This is a genomic window from Pseudomonas sp. HS6-2 (assembly GCF_049325675.2).
In the GTDB taxonomy this organism is placed as follows: Bacteria; Pseudomonadota; Gammaproteobacteria; order Pseudomonadales; family Pseudomonadaceae; genus Aquipseudomonas; species Aquipseudomonas putida_N.
This window is the reverse complement of the sequence record NZ_CM143906.1, coordinates 4,685,156-4,700,621: the sequence shown is the minus strand read 5'-3', so window position 1 is coordinate 4,700,621 and position 15,466 is coordinate 4,685,156. Positions and strand designations below refer to the sequence as shown.

Sequence of the window (15,466 nt, the reverse complement as noted above, 5' to 3'; positions counted from 1 at the left end):
CAAGCTAATTGTGGTTTAGGCGCCAGAAGCCATGGCGGCCATGTAGCTGTTGATTTCGTCCACGCAACGGGCGTGCATGTCATCGCCCTGCAGCCAGGCGCGGTGCCAGTTGACGATGTAGGTCAAGGTGGTCTCGAGGTTCCAGGTCGGCTCCCACTTCAGGTGGGCGCGGGCCTTGGAGATATCCAGTTTCAGGTAGCGGGCTTCGTGCGGCTGCGGGTCGTTGTCCAGCTGCCAGCGAGCGCCATCACCCCACGCCTGGACCATGTGGTCGAGGATCCATTCGACGGGGCGTGCATCTTCGTCGCGGGGGCCGAAGTTCCAGCCCTGCGCGACGGCGTGGCCATGCTCCCATAGCTGCTGGGCCAGAACAAGGTAACCGCTCAGCGGCTCCAGCACGTGCTGCCAGGGGCGGGTGGCCTTGGGGTTGCGTACTACCACCGGCTCACCCTGCGCCACGGCGCGCAGGATGTCGGGGATCAGCCGGTCGTCAGCCCAGTCGCCGCCACCGATGACGTTGCCGGCGCGGGCCGAGGCCAGAGCCGCCGTATGTTCAGTGTTGAAAAACGAGTTGCGGTAGGCGCTGGTGATCAGCTCGACGCAGCCCTTGCTGTTGCTGTAGGGGTCGTGGCCGCCCATGGGCTCGTTTTCACGGTAGCCCCATTCCCATTCCTGGTTTTCGTAGCACTTGTCGGTGGTGACATTGACGATGGCGCGCAGGCTCGGGCATTGGCGTGCGGCTTCCAGCACGTGCACCGTGCCCATCACGTTGGTGGCATAGGTTTCCACCGGCTCACGATACGACAGCCGTACCAGTGGCTGAGCTGCCATGTGGATCAGGATGTCCGGGTCGAACGCCGTCATGCTCTCGGTGATGGCCGCCAGGTCGCGGATGTCGCCGATCTGCGAGGCGTGCATGCCGCGCTCGACCTGCGCCTGTTCGAACAGCGACGGGGTGGTCGGCGGTGCCAGGGCAAAGCCCTTCACCTGCGCGCCCATGCCCTGCAGCCACAGGGCCAGCCAGCTGCCCTTGAAGCCGGTATGGCCGGTGAGGAATACCTTCTTGCCTTGCCAGAAGGCGGCCGAGACGGAAGCTTTCATGTTCTAGTTATTCCCAGGATTTCCACGGCGCGGTGCCATTCTGCCACAGCTTTTCCAGCAGGTTCTTGTCGTGCAGGGTGTCCATCGGCTGCCAGAAACCGGCGTGCTCGAAGGCCATCAGCTGGCCGTCGTCGGCCAGGCCCATCAGCGGCTCCTGCTCCCAGACGGTGCTGTCGGCGCTCAGGCGGTCGAGCACCTTCGGGGAAAGGACGAAGAAGCCGCCATTGATCATGGCGCCGTCGCCTTTTGGCTTTTCCTTGAAGTTCAGGACCTGGCCTTCGCTGATGTCCAGCGCACCGAAACGGCCCGGCGGGTAGGTCGCGGTCAGGGTCGCGTCCTTGCCGTGGCGCTTGTGGAAAGCGATGGTGGCGCTGATGTCCATGTCGCCCACGCCATCACCGTAGGTGAAGCAGAAGGCTTCTTCGTGGCGCACGTAGTCGGCCACGCGGCGCAGGCGGCCGCCGGTCATCGAGGTTTCGCCGGTGTCCACCAGGGTCACGTTCCAGTCTTCGGCACGCTTGTCGTGCACTTCCATGCTGTTGTCGCGCATGTTGAAGGTGACATCCGAGGTGTGCAGGAAGTAGTTGGCGAAGTACTCCTTGATCATGTAGCCCTTGTAGCCGCAGCAGATGATGAAGTCATTGATGCCGTGCGAGGAGTACATCTTCATGATGTGCCAGAGGATCGGCTTGCCGCCGATTTCGACCATCGGCTTGGGGCGAGTACCGGTCTCTTCGCTCAAGCGCGTCCCCAGTCCACCTGCCAGAATGACTGCTTTCATGACTGCTCCTTGTTAGTTTGAGCTTACAAATGCATCGGAGTAAAAGTGTTTGGCCGGCAACCCGGCGGCGGTCAGTGCATCACGGGCGGAATGGATCATGTCTTCCGAGCCGCAGGCATAGATGACCGCGTCAGCAAGTTCGATGCCGTCATCGAGCAGTGCCTTTTGCACGTAGCCGGTGCGCCCTGGCCAGTCGGCGTGGGCACGCGACAGTACCGGGATGAATTCGGCGTTGAGCCCTTCGAGTTGAGGGGTCCAGTAGATATCACCAGGATGACGCCCACCCCAGTAGACGTAGATTTTCTTGCCGGCGGCCAGCTCGGGGTTACCCAGCAGCTGTTCGAGCATGGCCTTGACCGGCGCAATGCCGGTGCCAGTGGCGAGGAAGACGATGGTGCCTGCCTCTTTGTCGCGCAGGCAGAAGGTGCCCAGCGGGCCCTCCAGGCGCAGCAGGTCGTTGTGCTTGGCACTGCCAAACCAGTATTGCGACATCATGCCTTGCTCGACTTCTCGGATCTGCAGCTCCAGCTTGCCGTCTTCGCGCTGGGCGTTGGCAATGGAGTAGCTGCGACGCAGGCCGCCTTCGCCGATCACGTCCAGGTACTGGCCGGGCAGGTAGTTGAGCTTGCCGGTGGGCGGCACGCGCAGCACCACCTCGACCACGTTGTCGGCCAGGCGGGTGAGGCTGTCGATACGGCAGGGCACGGTCTTGACCACGATGTCGCCGAGGGCGCCGAGATCTTCGGCGTCGATTTCCACGTCGCTGGCGGCGTGGCGGCAGCAGGTCAGGATCATCCCGGCAGCCCGCTCTTCGGCGGTCAGCGAGGTTTCTTCACGGAAGGCTTCAGTTTCACCGCAGACGACGGTGGTCTTGCAGACACCGCAACGGCCGGTGCGGCAGCTGTATTCCAGGGTGATGCCGGCGGCCTTGGCGCTGTCGAGCAGTGAGGTGCCGGATTCGGAACTGAATGTCTTGCCGTTTTGAAGTTTTACTGAAGCCATTTAGGTTACCGGGTTGAAAATAACAAAGACCTGTACAAGTAGCTCATTCACCCCTGTTGAATACCCCGCAGCCCTGTTGCGGCAAGGCCATCCACCGAGGATACTTCGAAGAGCGGTGTACAGGGCAAGCACGCCGTGGCCCCCTTCACACTGGAGCATCTAGAGATACATTGGGTGAGCGAGTCTACCACTGCGTAGCGAAATCGCGCGGATGAATTGCCGGGCGGCTGAAAAACTGCGATTTTTCTGACAAAAGAATATCGCAAGGTACAGTTGGCCTGGGTCCTCGCCCCGCGAGATGAATGCGTTGCGCGGCGCCCGAGAGGGGCTGCGGGGGGCAGGGCAGGTGGTAGGCGAAGGGCGCCTGGGTTGCTTGCTGGGCTGCCGTGGCGCCAGCTGAAAATCCATTAATCACGCTGAAGTGCTTGTCCATGCTGAGTGCGATGAGGCGCCGGGCCGAAGACGGCGCGCTGTCAGTCGCTGCCATCATATCTGACGTGCGGGGTGAGTGCACTCTGGGATGCGTCTAGTGCCAGGCCTCTGAGGTGATGACGGCGGCAGGTCGCTGCTGTTGACACCTGCCATTGCCAATAATCCCTAATTAAGCGGCGCATATGTCATTGAACAGACAAATTATGCGCCACGGTATCGGGGCGTTAGTTATTCATTGCGTTTGTTACTTTGGGCTCCAACAGCCACAGCGTTCCAAGACTGTTTTTGCCGGAAATGACGAAATGCTCGAGTAGCTGCGCCTCATCCAGCCAGGCCAACGTTTTCGAGTTAGGTCCTACACCGAGGTAGATGCATTTCACTTGTAACGAAAGTGCATTCGCTTGGAGCGTGTCAAGCTCGCTTTGTAGCAGCGTTTCGATCATTCCCGGCCCCGGCACTGGGGAGGCGGTGTTCAGCTCGGCATGGTAGATGGCTTGCCGTTGGGCGAGGATCAGGCAGTTGCGGCCATTGTCGGTAGCCCGAAGGAACTCGAGTTCGTTGGCAACGGTTGCATCCCTGGCCTCACTGGCGTTTGCAAGATTGCGGATACCGGTTGCTATCAGGTCGCTGCTGGACATGGCCAGTGTGACACTGCCCAGGCTTACAAAAAAAACAAATGGCGCAACCAAGAGGAGAAACGGCACAGGAAGTGCCCCCCTGCGAAATGAGCGTAGTAGCAAGTCGCACATGATTGCAGCCACCACCAGTGCTGGCCAGAGCACCAGCATCAGGCAAAAGATGTGTGATCGCCCCTGATAGTAGGTAAACAAGCCAAGGCCCAGCACCGAACAGCAGAACAGTACATCGTAGACGGGGTGGTTGCTGTGGCGCTTCCAGGCTGAAACGGCCGTTATGGCCCCCGCCCCGTACACTGCCAGCACCACCTGCCATGGGTGCATCTGCTGTGGCAGGGGTAACATCATGAAGCCGCTGCCATAAAAGAGCTTCTGGGCGCTGAGAGCCTCTTGGATGCCGAGTGGCGCACCCGCCTTGATCCGCAAGATCATCATTAGCCCTGCAAAGGTGGCGAGGGCGGCAACGGTAAAGCTCAGGGCGGGGAGCAACCCACTCAGGCGTACAGGGTGCTTGAACCAGGACTTTACGGTCAGCGATGCGCCGATTGCGACCAGAACGGGAATGCCCGTATCCAGGTTCCAGAATATCGATAACCCCGCAGCCATGCCCAGGAAAGTCAAGCGCCTGTTGCTGGGTTGAGAGCAGTAGCGGGCGAACAGCACTATTGAAACGGTAGGGCAGAAGAAGCGTATCGGGTAGTACTGCAGGTAGATCTCCTGAGTAAAACCGTTCAGGTAAAGGAAAAGGCCAGTGGAAACCAATAAGCACAGGAATGTCATCAGCCTGAGCAATGGGTTATGCACGTACCAATGCAGGATCGCCGCGATTCCCAGCAGGCCAATCAACTGCAATAGCGCGAAAAAAGTAGCCAATGAGGAAATGCTGAGGCCGACCGCCTTGAACACGGGGGCGATGAGTTCGGGAAACAAACCGTATTGCGAAGGCAGGTCAGCGAGCAGCGTTTTGCCGGCCACGACCTGAGTCAAGGCAAAGATGGCGGCGTCGTAACTCACGGACCATTGCAGTGCCTCGGTGACCGTGTTGGCCGTGCTGAAGCGGTAGGGGAGAATCTGCAGCAAGATTGCCGCCAAGCAAGCGATGCCCAAAGAGAAGAGCAGCGGTCTTGGGCGTTCGGTCTTGGTGAAACGGGCGCTGCTCAGGACTAACCCGCAGAGTACTGCGGCCATGAGTAGCATGGCGGGTTTGCCAACTTCAGCAACGCTGGCCGGAAAGAACATGACCCCAGCGAAATCCGACGTGACGAAAGGGTAGATGGATACCAAGCACAGTAGGCCGGCTACCAGAATATTGAGGCGCGCCTTGAACTGAATGCCTTGGCTGTACTTGATGGCCAGAACAAGCCCGGCAGGCGAAAGAGCGGCGAGGAGTACGAAGATGAGCCGCTCCACGGGCTCGGGGCTCATCGGGTTCGGGGTCTCTATCCTGGTGGTTGCGAGAATGGGGGCTTGGACACCCTCTCCGATGTGGAAGTACGGAGCTGCGAACGCAATCAGGAGCGCCATCAGCACCAGGCAGGCGGAAAAGATGACGAAGGTGGTGATGATCTTGCTTATGACGGTTTGCGCTGAAGCGGAGGGGGTGAAACGCCTTTCCATTGAACGTTATCCCTGCATTTTTTGATTTTAATGGCGGCATTCAATCACAGGTGCCACAGCAGGGCTATTTTGTTGTTGCCTCAAAGACTGCTTGCTGATCGAAAAGAGTGCTCGCGTGAGCTTCAACAGCAACTTTGGGATATGGACTACAAGAAAGAGGCGAAATCTGATTTTTCAGGTGAGGAACGAGGCTGCGATGGTAGTGCGCAGCCTCGTTCACATCATCAGTCGAACAGTTCGGCGTCAGCCAGTGCCACCCCGAGCTGATCCTTGCCAGACAAGCTTGGAGTAAAGTCGATCGGCCACTCGATCGCGATTGCCGGGTCATTCCAGGCAATGCAGCGCTCGCTGCGAGGCGAGTAGAAATCGGTGGTCTTGTACAGGAACTCGGCGGTATCACTCAGGGTGACGAAGCCGTGCGCGAATCCTGGAGGAATCCACATCTGGCTCTTGTTTTCAGCGGAAAGGATTGCGCCAACCCATTTACCAAACGTGGGGGAGGAGCGACGAATATCTACCGCAACGTCGAACACTTCGCCCTGGATCACGCGCACCAGTTTACCTTGGGCGTGTGGCGGCATTTGGTAATGCAGGCCGCGCAGGACGCCCTTCACCGAGCGCGAATGGTTGTCCTGAACGAACTCGGGGCGCTGGCCGGTGACTTCGCTGAAGATGTTGGCATTGAAGCTTTCGTAGAAGAAGCCACGCTCATCGCCGAACACCTTCGGGGTAAACAGGAAAACGTCGGGGATGGCTAAAGGAATGGCATGCATCAGAAAACTCTTACCTCAAGCAGATTCAGCAGGTATTGCCCGTAACCATTTTTCAGCAAAGGCTGAGCCAGGCGTTCAACCTGCTCGGCACTGATCCATCCCGAACGATAGGCAATCTCTTCAGGACAGGCGACTTTCAAACCTTGGCGACGCTCCATGGTGGCAATGTACTGGCTGGCATCTAGCAGGCTGTCGTGAGTACCAGTATCGAGCCATGCATAGCCGCGGCCCATGATTTCGACATGCAGTTGCTGCTGATCGAGATACAGGTTGTTGAGGTCGGTGATCTCCAGTTCGCCGCGGGCCGACGGTTTCAGCTGCTTGGCAAGGTCTACCACTTGGTTGTCATAGAAGTACAACCCGGTAACCGCATAGCTGGATTTCGGTTTTTTGGGCTTTTCTTCAATCGAAAGCACCCGGCCGGCCTGGTCGAACTCTGCCACGCCGTAACGTTCCGGATCATGCACGTGATAGGCAAAAACTGATGCACCTGCCTGTCGGCTATCGGCATTTAGCAGCAGTGCCTGGAAGTCATGGCCGTAGAAGATATTGTCGCCCAGTACCAACGCTGACGTATCGTTGCCAATGAAATCGGCACCGATAGTGAACGCCTGTGCCAGCCCGTCCGGACTGGGCTGTACGGCGTAGGACAGATTCAAACCCCATTGGCTGCCATCGCCGAGCAGTTGCTCGAAGCGTGGCGTGTCCTGCGGGGTGGAAATGATCAGAATGTCGCGGATACCTGCCAGCAGCAGCGTACTGAGCGGGTAGTAGATCATGGGTTTGTCGTATACCGGTAACAACTGTTTCGATACGGACAAGGTGGCGGGGTGCAGGCGGGTGCCCGAGCCTCCTGCCAGAATAATTCCTTTGCGCGCCATAAAGGGTCCTTAAAGCTGGATTTCATCCAGCATATGTTGAACACCCTGTTGCCAAGGCGGCATTCTGAGATTGAATGCCTTTTCGATTTTAGACAAATCCAGGCGCGAGTTGCGCGGCCTGGAAGCGGGAACTGGATAATCCTCGGCGCGGATCGCGCCGACTTGGTCCGCAGCGAACCGCAGTGCACAGCCATGACGGCTCGCATGCTGGAGTACGAACTGAGCATAGCCATGCCAGTTGGTTTCACCCGCTGCCGCCAGGTTGTAAATACCAGCAAGCGAGCTCGCCTCCTCACGGCTGAAGATGTGCCTGATGATATGGCACGTTACGTCCGCTATCAGCCCTGCGCCGGTTGGAGCACCGAACTGATCGGCCACCACATTGAGGGCTTCGCGTTCCTTGGCCAGGCGTAGCATGGTCTTGGCGAAATTCTGGCCGCGAGCCGCATACACCCAACTGGTACGAAGTATCACCGCACGGGCTCTGCTATCTAGGATAGCCACCTCGCCATCGCGTTTGGTGCGGCCATAGACCGAAAGGGGGTTGGTTGGCGCATTTTCCTGCCATCGGCTTGAACCGCTGCCATCGAAGACATAATCGGTGGAGTAATGGATCAACCAAGCGCCAATCGCTGCGGCTTGGCGTGCCAATACTCCAGGTGCTTCGGCGTTTATCCGTGCGGCCAACGCAGCTTCGCTTTCTGCTTTGTCTACCGCGGTGTACGCGGCGGCATTGACGATAATGTCAGGCTTCAACGCACGAATAGTCGCTGCCAACGCATCCAAATCCGTAAGATCGCCACTCAGGTCCAAGCACCCCTGGCGATCCAACGCAATTAGATGGCCAAGCGGGGCCAGTGAACGTTGCAGTTCCCAGCCTACCTGGCCATTTTTACCTAAAAGCAGAATTTTCACGTTTTTTTCGAGCCATACTGCTGCGCTACCCAGTCACGGTAGCTGCCATCCATGACGCCAGCGACCCACTGCTGGTTGTTCAAATACCATTCCACGGTCTTGCGGATTCCTGTGTCAAAAGTTTCCGCAGGTTTCCAGCCAAGCTCGCGTTCAATCTTGCGCGCATCGATCGCATAACGGCGGTCGTGGCCAGGGCGATCCGGGACATAAGTGATCAGCTCGGCATAGTGCTGGACCGGTGCACCAGTCTTTTGGTTGATCACTGAGCGGTCATTGGCGGGTGCTAATTCATCGAGCAGCGTACACAGGGTACGAACGATATCGATATTGGCTTTCTCGTTCCAGCCGCCAATATTATAGGTCTCACCACAAGTACCGGCTTCAAGTACTCGACGGATTCCTGAGCAGTGATCCTCGACGTACAGCCAGTCTCGAATTTGTTGGCCGTCACCATAGATGGGGAGCGTTTGGCCTGCTAAAGCATTGACGATCATGAGTGGGATCAGTTTTTCTGGGAAGTGGAATGGACCGTAATTATTGGAGCAATTGGTTGTCAAGACAGGCATTTCGTAAGTGTGGAAATACGAGCGAACCAAATGATCACTCGCTGCCTTGCTTGCGGAATATGGACTATTAGGGGCGTAAGGTGTTTTCTCGGTGAACGCGGCATCATTAGGTAGCAGTGTACCGTAGACTTCATCTGTTGAAACATGTAAGTAGCGGAAGCCATCTTTTTCTGGGGGCTGTAAACTGCTCCAATAGCTGCGGGCTGCTTCCAGCAGGCGGAATGTGCCCATGACGTTCGTCTGTACAAAACTTTCCGGACTTGAGATTGAGCGATCTACATGCGATTCGGCAGCAAAATGCACCACAGCTCGAGGAGAGTACTCATTGAAAAGGCGATTCAGAAGTGTCGAGTCACAGATGTTGCCTCGAATGAAATGATGATTCGAATTGTTCGCAAGTGAGGTTAAATTGTTGAGGTTTCCTGCGTAGGTCAGCGCGTCTAAATTCAAGACGGGCTCTTCATTCTGCGCAAACCAATGTAATACGAAATTTGAGCCGATGAAACCGGCGCCACCGGTAACAAAAATCATCTTGATTCCTCATTAGAAGCTTTTAGAGTATACAACCACACACGAGCACCGTGGTTACAGAATGAGTTAATGGTAGCAGGTAATTTTTTTTGTTGCTGAAAAACATGCGGGTCTGAGATGTGGCGTTCTGAATGGCAAGCCAACACAGCATCCACTAGATGCTTGAGGTAGGCCCGCCACCTTATAGGTGCGGGCCGATATCGGATAATGATGAGTACAAGGTTTCGGTATTTCGGCGTGCTCGACATACAATCGATACTCGAGTTTACAGCTCTTTCTTTAGCAGTTCGTCGAGGTTTTCAGGTGGATTGATCAAGTGGTTTAATGCGCGGGAGAGTTGGGAGCGCATAACTTCTGGTGAGAATAGTTTCTGTGCGTGGGCTCTTCCGTTTTCGCCAAGTCGCTGGATCTCACTGATAGACCCGCTCAGGTACGATACTCGATCGGCTACTGCGTTGGTATCTAGTGGCTGAACCAAGTATCCAGAAAAATTATCTTGAACTAGTTCCGGTATCGCGCCCCATGCGTATGCGATCACGGGTCGTCTAGCTGCCATTCCTTCTAATACCGTTCTGCCAAATGTTTCTTGGCAATGCGAGAGATTTAAAACTACGTTCACATGCGAAATCGCGGTCACTGAATCGGTCATATATCCGGCGAAAACTATGTTCTTGCTAATTGTGTGGTTGTCTTTGCTGTTTTTTAACGATCGGATCAGGTCCGTTTCAGGGCCAATGATCAGAAATTGAGCGTTTGGAGTGCTGGTCTCTACAGATTTTGCTATTTTTAGTAGGTCTAGAATGCCCTTTTTTTCTGTATTGCTGCTTATTAAGCCGAAGATGACTTTGTTCGCGGTAGGAGGGGCGGGCAAGTCAAATGTATTCGCGTCTATTATGTTGCTGATGATGAGTGGATTATCTTCAGTATTGAAGTTTTCAGCGGCATACTTCGAAGTATAAAATAGATTATCTGCTAGGTTAGATACTTCTCGCATTATTTCTTCTGCAGGCAAACCAATTGTAGATGATAGTTCCTTATCATGCGCGGGAGATTCATGGACGTAAATAGCATTTGGAATGCTTTTGCTTCTCGCTGCGATGATAGGTTCTCTCTGCATTATCGTATTTGCAAGAACAAAATCAATGCGCTCGTCATCAATAACCGAACAGAACCGATCGACCGCCCAGTTGCCAGTGTCGCTGGCGCTATGCCATGGGCGGCAAGGGATAATAATGACTTTTAGGGCAAGGTTTCTTAGTTCTTCTATGTAGCGGGCATTCACAGCATTGGGTGAAGTAATGATGATATTATATTCAAGCTCTTCGAATCTGAGCAAGACATCTATGAGGCAGCGCTCGGCTCCGAATATCGTGGCGCCCGCCGCATGTGCAGCGACAAGGATGGTAGGCCGATCGCTGATTCTATCTTTTTTTCCGGCAATGACAGGATTCAGAAGGCTATGACCTACGTGTCGCCCAAACTTGATGTAATGTAGGAAAGGTGGAAAGGCGAATTGCTTAAGCCCAGGAAATCTCTGAAGATAGAGTTCTTCTATAAAATGTGGACTCGGATCACGACCCTCATGTATTCCGTGCTTCAAATAATGAGTCAAAGGGTCTTGGCCACTTGACCTGACATCAATATTTGTTGTGAGGTACCACTCAGGCCAGAAATAACCTGAATCGTTGACGATGTTCGCATCATCAAGAAAGTCGGAAGAAAGCTTGTCAATGAAAGCACATGAGTCATCTGGGTTCTTTAGTAGGCATCGACCAAACTTGATTGAAGGTAGTGAGCTTAAAGGGTTGGCCAGATAAGATTTTTCAAGTACTATGTTGTAGTTGGTCTCCAAGTGCTCGTTGCAGTCAATTATAGAAAGAATCCCTTGCGCGGAGAGGTCGAGATAAGTGTCTTCGATTTCCTCAAGAGCTTCCGCATTATAATTAGGCCAGTGAAACAATCCTATCAGCTTCCCTTGATTCAGAAGCTTCATTACAAGGCGGTGAATTGCCAACGCATCTTTATGGGTATTGGAGAAGCTGCCCATTAAAATGAAGTCATATTTCAGCGTAACGGGGGTGTAAAGGTTTCCGGGCGGAGATGGGAAGCTGCGAGGAGTGTCAGGCGCTATTTTTAGGTCAGCGAGCAAAGTGCGCTTATGCCATGCAGTGTATGCTTGGCGATAGTTTTTTCTCAATCCGTAAAAATCTGTACGCCAATGAGTGGTACTCAGGTTGGTCAATGAGCTGTCAACATGGCGAGCGATGACCAATGGTACTCCCGGGAGAGACCGAACTACAGAGCATTCCCCATATATGTGCTTGATTCTTTCAAAGAATTCGCTGTCGGCGGCGACTTTTACATTGTCCCAGCCGCCAGTGTTGGAAAGAACTGATCTTTTGAATAAAATTGTAGATACGCTAGGGTCTATTAGCGAGTCTTCAATGCGGGGCGTTATAAAGTTAAGGTCTTTAGTTGTCCGTACCCAGTCGGCAATGACTGCAACATTGCCATCTGATGAATGCAAAGTCTGCATCATAATTTCTAAGCGTTGAGGGTGTGACCAATCATCAGCGTCGTGGTTGGCAATGTAATCACCGGTTACATATTTTAATGCGGTATTTCTGGCTTTATAGGCGCCTTGTCTCTCTAGGTGTTCTATTAAACTTATTCGGCTATCAGATGCCTGCAAGCGCTGGACGACTTTAGAGGTGTCGTCGATGCTGCAATCATTAACAACTAATACTTCGATATTGCCCCAGGTTTGGCTTAATATGCTATTGATCGCGGTTTCAATGAAGTCTGCAGCGTTGTATGCTGGCATTATGATGCTGATTTTAGCATCCCCAAACCTGCTGCGCTCAGCCTTATGGCTGCGAATATTATCAATAGAAGCAGGGTTGCACTTATAAATCAAAGAGATATGGGAGAGATTTGCAGCTTTATAAATCTCGTTTAGAATCTCAACTTTTTCGCAATGTTGTGATCTGTTTTGCAGGCAATGCGGGCAGTTTGTGACGCTGGCAAGTGCTAGTGAAATGTTATGGTCGAGTGGAGTAATATTGTGATGCTTCTTGACTTCAGCACTTAGTGTCGCCTCATCCTTTGACATGCAGGCTGCTTGCAGTTTTAGGATTTTGACGCCTCTATCAGGAATGAATCTAGGTGAGTCATTGTCGAGAAGACTTAGATATTTTTTTGATTTACTCCAGTCGCAACTGCTCGCATACCAGCGCGCAAGTGCCCAGCAAGCATAATAAAATTCTTCACGGGGAACATAAGAGTTCTTAGTTAGTAAGAGCAGGTCTGTTTCAGCGCGCTGAGCAAAGCCACCCCACAACTTATCTTCCAATCCTTTCGCAATTAAAGCGCGCGGATAGCGGCCCTCAAGCCGGCCATGATGCTCGTAGTGAGTAAATGGATCCATCTGCGAATAAGCGACGTCAGGGTACTGTTGAAGGTACCAGGTAGGGTCGAAAGAACTTTTCATGCTCCAATACCAGTCAGGTCAATGAGATTTTTTCAAGCTGTTGATTGTGTGTCTTGCACTATCGATCAGTTTTTGAGATTTGGTAAGTGCTTCTTCAAGTGCGAGCTTATCTAAATAGTAAGTTTCTAATTCGTCTTGTACTTGTAAAAGTTTTTCAATTAGCATTTCGTTTTCATTGCTGAGCGCTATATTTTCGGTGGATTTGTTTGTGTTTTCTTTTTTGATTTCGTAAAGGTCTTGCGCTAATTTGCTGTTCTCAGATTTAAGACTTGAAATTTCCGTTGATGTAATATTTATTTTGCTCTCCAAAGAGGCTATGTTTGCATTCAGCCTGTCGTTGTTAAGCTTTAGTTCGGACAGTTGTGTGTTAGAAGCTTGGTTGGGCGAATGATAGCTGTCGTTACCTGCTTGGCTATCTTTGCTGGATTTTATTTGAGCGTTTGCTAAATCGCGTTCCGCTGCTTGGAGGACGGAAATGATTTGTTGAAGGCTGGTAGTGGAATTCATATGAGCTCGCAAAATTGAGTATAGGGCGGAATGGCGATTGGCATTCACTCAATGATCAATCGCGACCAAAAAGGTCTCGCGTATAAACCTTTTCCTTTATATCCACGATGTCGTCGTCCCAGCGGTTGGCGACAATAATGTCGGAAGTGCTCTTGAACTTCTGTAAGTCGGTCAACACTTCTGAGTTGAAGTAAGTGTGCTCAGCAAGGGCTGGCTCATATACCACAATATTTACTCCTTTAGCCTTAAGACGCTTCATGACACCTTGGATAGAGGCAGTTCTAAAGTTGTCGGAGCCCTTTTTCATAGTGAGGCGATAAATTCCAACGGTTTTTGGGTTTTTGCTAAGGATTGAGTCGGCAATAAAATCCTTTCGCGTGCGGTTGGCGTCTACAATGGCAGCAATAAGGTTGTTTGGCACGTCCCGGTAGTTGGCCAGTAGTTGCTTGGTGTCCTTAGGTAAGCAATATCCGCCATAGCCAAATGAAGGGTTTTGATAATGGTTGCCGATACGAGGGTCCAATCCGACACCTTCAATAATTTGCCGTGCATCAAGGTTGTGCACTTCTGCGTAAGTATCAAGTTCGTTTATGTAAGCTACTCGCATAGCGAGATAAGTGTTGGCGAAAAGCTTGATCGCTTCTGCCTCGCTGGAGTGGGTATGCAAGACATCAATTCTTTCTTTCAAAGCACCTTGCGCCAGAAGTTCGCCGAACAACTTTCCATTTTCTGAGGTGCTTCCAATCACAATTCTGGAAGGGTAGAGGTTGTCATGAAGTGCTTTGCCTTCTCGCAAGAACTCAGGCGAAAATATAATGTTGGGATTTCCAGTTTCACTAACTAGTCTATCGGTAAACCCTACAGGTACAGTCGATTTGATCACGATCGTTGCTGCGGGGTTAATGGCTGTTATATCGCGTGCAACTGCCTCAACAGAAGACGTGTCGAAGAAGTTGGTATTGGGGTCGTAGTCTGTGGGAGTGGCGATTACGACAAAATCTGCTCCGTCATAAGCTTCTTCTTTGGCTTGAGTGGCCCTTAGGTTAAGCGCCTTCGTGCTTAGATATTCGCGAAGACACGCATCTTCAAGATGAGAACGTCTCGCGTTTATTGCCTCAACTCGGTCTAGTAGAAGATCGTAGGCCACAACCTCATTGTGCTGAGCGAGAAGAACAGCATTAGACATTCCCACATATCCAGTACCAGCAATTGCAATTTTCAAAGCGTTTCACCATTGAGACGAGCAGTTAATTCGCGGATTTGTTTTTCGCGCAATTGAATTCGATTGTTCAAATGTTTAATGAGCGCGCTCCAAGGGCTGCTGGACTTGCATATTTCTAGAGAAATAGTGTCCTCATGCTCTGGCAACTGATGCTTCTTGTAGAGTCTTTCGATGTAGTTGAACTGCGAAATGGAATTTCTGCCGTTTATCAGTGGCATATTTCTGTGATATGGCGAACCTACCGAGTCGTTAGTGGAACTCAGTGTGCGGAAAAACATTGGCTCAATTGCTTCAATGATAGTTGGATAGGTTTCATCTATCTTCATGTGGTTGCCGAGATTGTAAACGTGTATAGTCTTGCTGTCTTTTAGGCCGGCCAATGATGAATATTCGTTGATGTAAGCAAGTCCTTGTGCGCACTTAGGGAAGTAGCTATGTCTGAGGTCGCTGACTTCGTTGTTTAAGGTGTCCCAATAACCCTCAATGCCGTAAGCAAAAGATACAGCATATCCTGTCAAGCCCGACCGCATGTGAGTGCTGAGCTTTTCAATATAATTTTCGCTGAGGCCATCGTCATCGTCTAAGCGGACAGTAGCGATGACTGTATCATTTGCGCCTTCTAGGTGACGGCGAATATGCGATTTAATAGCCTCGTTGATATTGATGTGATCAAAGGTTTGATCAGTCCCAGAATCGATTTTAACAATATCGAAATTGACTTTTGTGGTGTTTGCCAAGTCAATTGCCCGTTTTAGGCGATTGACTCTATCCTCAGGTAAAATGTCAGAAATCATGATCAATACAGAATAGGTTACATCGCTGTTATTGATGGTCTGATTGCAAAGAGACTGCAGAGTGATATACTCGAACGTATTTTCTCGAATGTCCAGCCGATCAGGGTGCAGGATTTTAGCAGCGTACTCCTCAAAGCTGGATTCAGTAGCACGCCATGCAGCGCTGTTTTTTTGGAGAATGGAGTACCTAATGGCTATGAATATATGCTTTTTCATATG

At 52.2% G+C, this 15,466-nt stretch carries 12 protein-coding genes; all 12 read right to left on the bottom strand.

The window, feature by feature from the left end; translation table 11 throughout:
• Positions 1-15: 15 nt before the first annotated feature.
• Positions 16-1,101, bottom strand: coding sequence for a CDP-glucose 4,6-dehydratase (rfbG, locus tag ACOKS3_RS21975; RefSeq protein ID WP_103449611.1), 1,086 nt, complete (start codon positions 1,099-1,101; stop codon positions 16-18).
• A 7-nt stretch (positions 1,102-1,108) separates the two neighbouring features.
• Positions 1,109-1,882, bottom strand: coding sequence for a glucose-1-phosphate cytidylyltransferase (rfbF, locus tag ACOKS3_RS21970; protein WP_103449612.1), 774 nt, complete (start codon positions 1,880-1,882; stop codon positions 1,109-1,111).
• 12 nt (positions 1,883-1,894) lie between these two features.
• On the bottom strand, positions 1,895-2,884 hold the full coding sequence (locus tag ACOKS3_RS21965; RefSeq protein ID WP_103449613.1) for an FAD-binding oxidoreductase: 990 nt from the start codon (positions 2,882-2,884) through the stop codon (positions 1,895-1,897).
• Positions 2,885-3,540: 656 nt separating this feature from the next.
• A complete protein-coding gene (locus ACOKS3_RS21960) occupies positions 3,541-5,568 on the bottom strand; it encodes a hypothetical protein (RefSeq protein ID WP_422762990.1) in 2,028 nt (675 codons plus the stop codon).
• A gap of 224 nt (positions 5,569-5,792) precedes the next feature.
• The gene (gene rfbC / locus ACOKS3_RS21955) at positions 5,793-6,341 is read right to left on the bottom strand and encodes a dTDP-4-dehydrorhamnose 3,5-epimerase (protein WP_422762991.1); all 549 of its coding nucleotides are present in this window, start codon (positions 6,339-6,341) and stop codon (positions 5,793-5,795) included.
• Positions 6,341-7,222, bottom strand: a complete 882-nt coding sequence (gene rfbA / locus ACOKS3_RS21950) for a glucose-1-phosphate thymidylyltransferase RfbA (RefSeq protein ID WP_422762992.1) — start codon at positions 7,220-7,222, stop codon at positions 6,341-6,343. The genes rfbC and rfbA overlap by 1 nt, the downstream gene beginning before the upstream one ends.
• A 9-nt stretch (positions 7,223-7,231) precedes the next feature.
• Positions 7,232-8,137, bottom strand: coding sequence for a dTDP-4-dehydrorhamnose reductase (gene rfbD, locus ACOKS3_RS21945; protein ID WP_422762993.1), 906 nt, complete (start codon positions 8,135-8,137; stop codon positions 7,232-7,234).
• Positions 8,134-9,234 (bottom strand): dTDP-glucose 4,6-dehydratase, encoded by a 1,101-nt coding sequence (rfbB, locus tag ACOKS3_RS21940; RefSeq protein WP_422762994.1) that lies wholly within the window; start codon positions 9,232-9,234, stop codon positions 8,134-8,136. The genes rfbD and rfbB overlap by 4 nt, the downstream gene beginning before the upstream one ends.
• A 265-nt stretch (positions 9,235-9,499) precedes the next feature.
• Positions 9,500-12,724 carry a glycosyltransferase gene (locus tag ACOKS3_RS21935; RefSeq protein ID WP_422762995.1) on the bottom strand — a complete coding sequence of 1,075 codons (3,225 nt, stop codon included), beginning with the start codon at positions 12,722-12,724 and terminating at the stop codon, positions 9,500-9,502.
• Positions 12,725-12,742: 18 nt separating this feature from the next.
• Positions 12,743-13,231: a hypothetical protein gene (locus tag ACOKS3_RS21930; protein WP_422762996.1), complete on the bottom strand. Its 489-nt coding sequence runs from the start codon at positions 13,229-13,231 to the stop codon at positions 12,743-12,745.
• Positions 13,232-13,286: 55 nt separating this feature from the next.
• Positions 13,287-14,453, bottom strand: coding sequence for a nucleotide sugar dehydrogenase (locus tag ACOKS3_RS21925; RefSeq protein WP_422762997.1), 1,167 nt, complete (start codon positions 14,451-14,453; stop codon positions 13,287-13,289).
• Positions 14,450-15,463 (bottom strand): glycosyltransferase, encoded by a 1,014-nt coding sequence (locus ACOKS3_RS21920; RefSeq protein WP_422762998.1) that lies wholly within the window; start codon positions 15,461-15,463, stop codon positions 14,450-14,452. Before ACOKS3_RS21920 ends, ACOKS3_RS21925 begins: the two co-directional genes overlap by 4 nt.
• Positions 15,464-15,466 lie beyond the last annotated feature (3 nt).

What these genes read in the sequence shown, in the direction of transcription:
- ACOKS3_RS21965 (WP_103449613.1), bottom strand. Translation starts at nt 2,884, where the DNA reads ATGGCTTCAGTAAAACTTCAAAACGGCAAGACATTCAGTTCCGAATCC.
- ACOKS3_RS21920 (WP_422762998.1), bottom strand. Translation starts at nt 15,463, where the DNA reads ATGAAAAAGCATATATTCATAGCCATTAGGTACTCCATTCTCCAAAAA.
- rfbF (WP_103449612.1), bottom strand. Translation starts at nt 1,882, where the DNA reads ATGAAAGCAGTCATTCTGGCAGGTGGACTGGGGACGCGCTTGAGCGAA.
- ACOKS3_RS21960 (WP_422762990.1), bottom strand. Translation starts at nt 5,568, where the DNA reads ATGGAAAGGCGTTTCACCCCCTCCGCTTCAGCGCAAACCGTCATAAGC.
- rfbA (WP_422762992.1), bottom strand. Translation starts at nt 7,222, where the DNA reads ATGGCGCGCAAAGGAATTATTCTGGCAGGAGGCTCGGGCACCCGCCTG.
- rfbG (WP_103449611.1), bottom strand. Translation starts at nt 1,101, where the DNA reads ATGAAAGCTTCCGTCTCGGCCGCCTTCTGGCAAGGCAAGAAGGTATTC.
- ACOKS3_RS21930 (WP_422762996.1), bottom strand. Translation starts at nt 13,231, where the DNA reads ATGAATTCCACTACCAGCCTTCAACAAATCATTTCCGTCCTCCAAGCA.
- rfbC (WP_422762991.1), bottom strand. Translation starts at nt 6,341, where the DNA reads ATGCATGCCATTCCTTTAGCCATCCCCGACGTTTTCCTGTTTACCCCG.
- ACOKS3_RS21935 (WP_422762995.1), bottom strand. Translation starts at nt 12,724, where the DNA reads ATGAAAAGTTCTTTCGACCCTACCTGGTACCTTCAACAGTACCCTGAC.
- rfbB (WP_422762994.1), bottom strand. Translation starts at nt 9,234, where the DNA reads ATGATTTTTGTTACCGGTGGCGCCGGTTTCATCGGCTCAAATTTCGTA.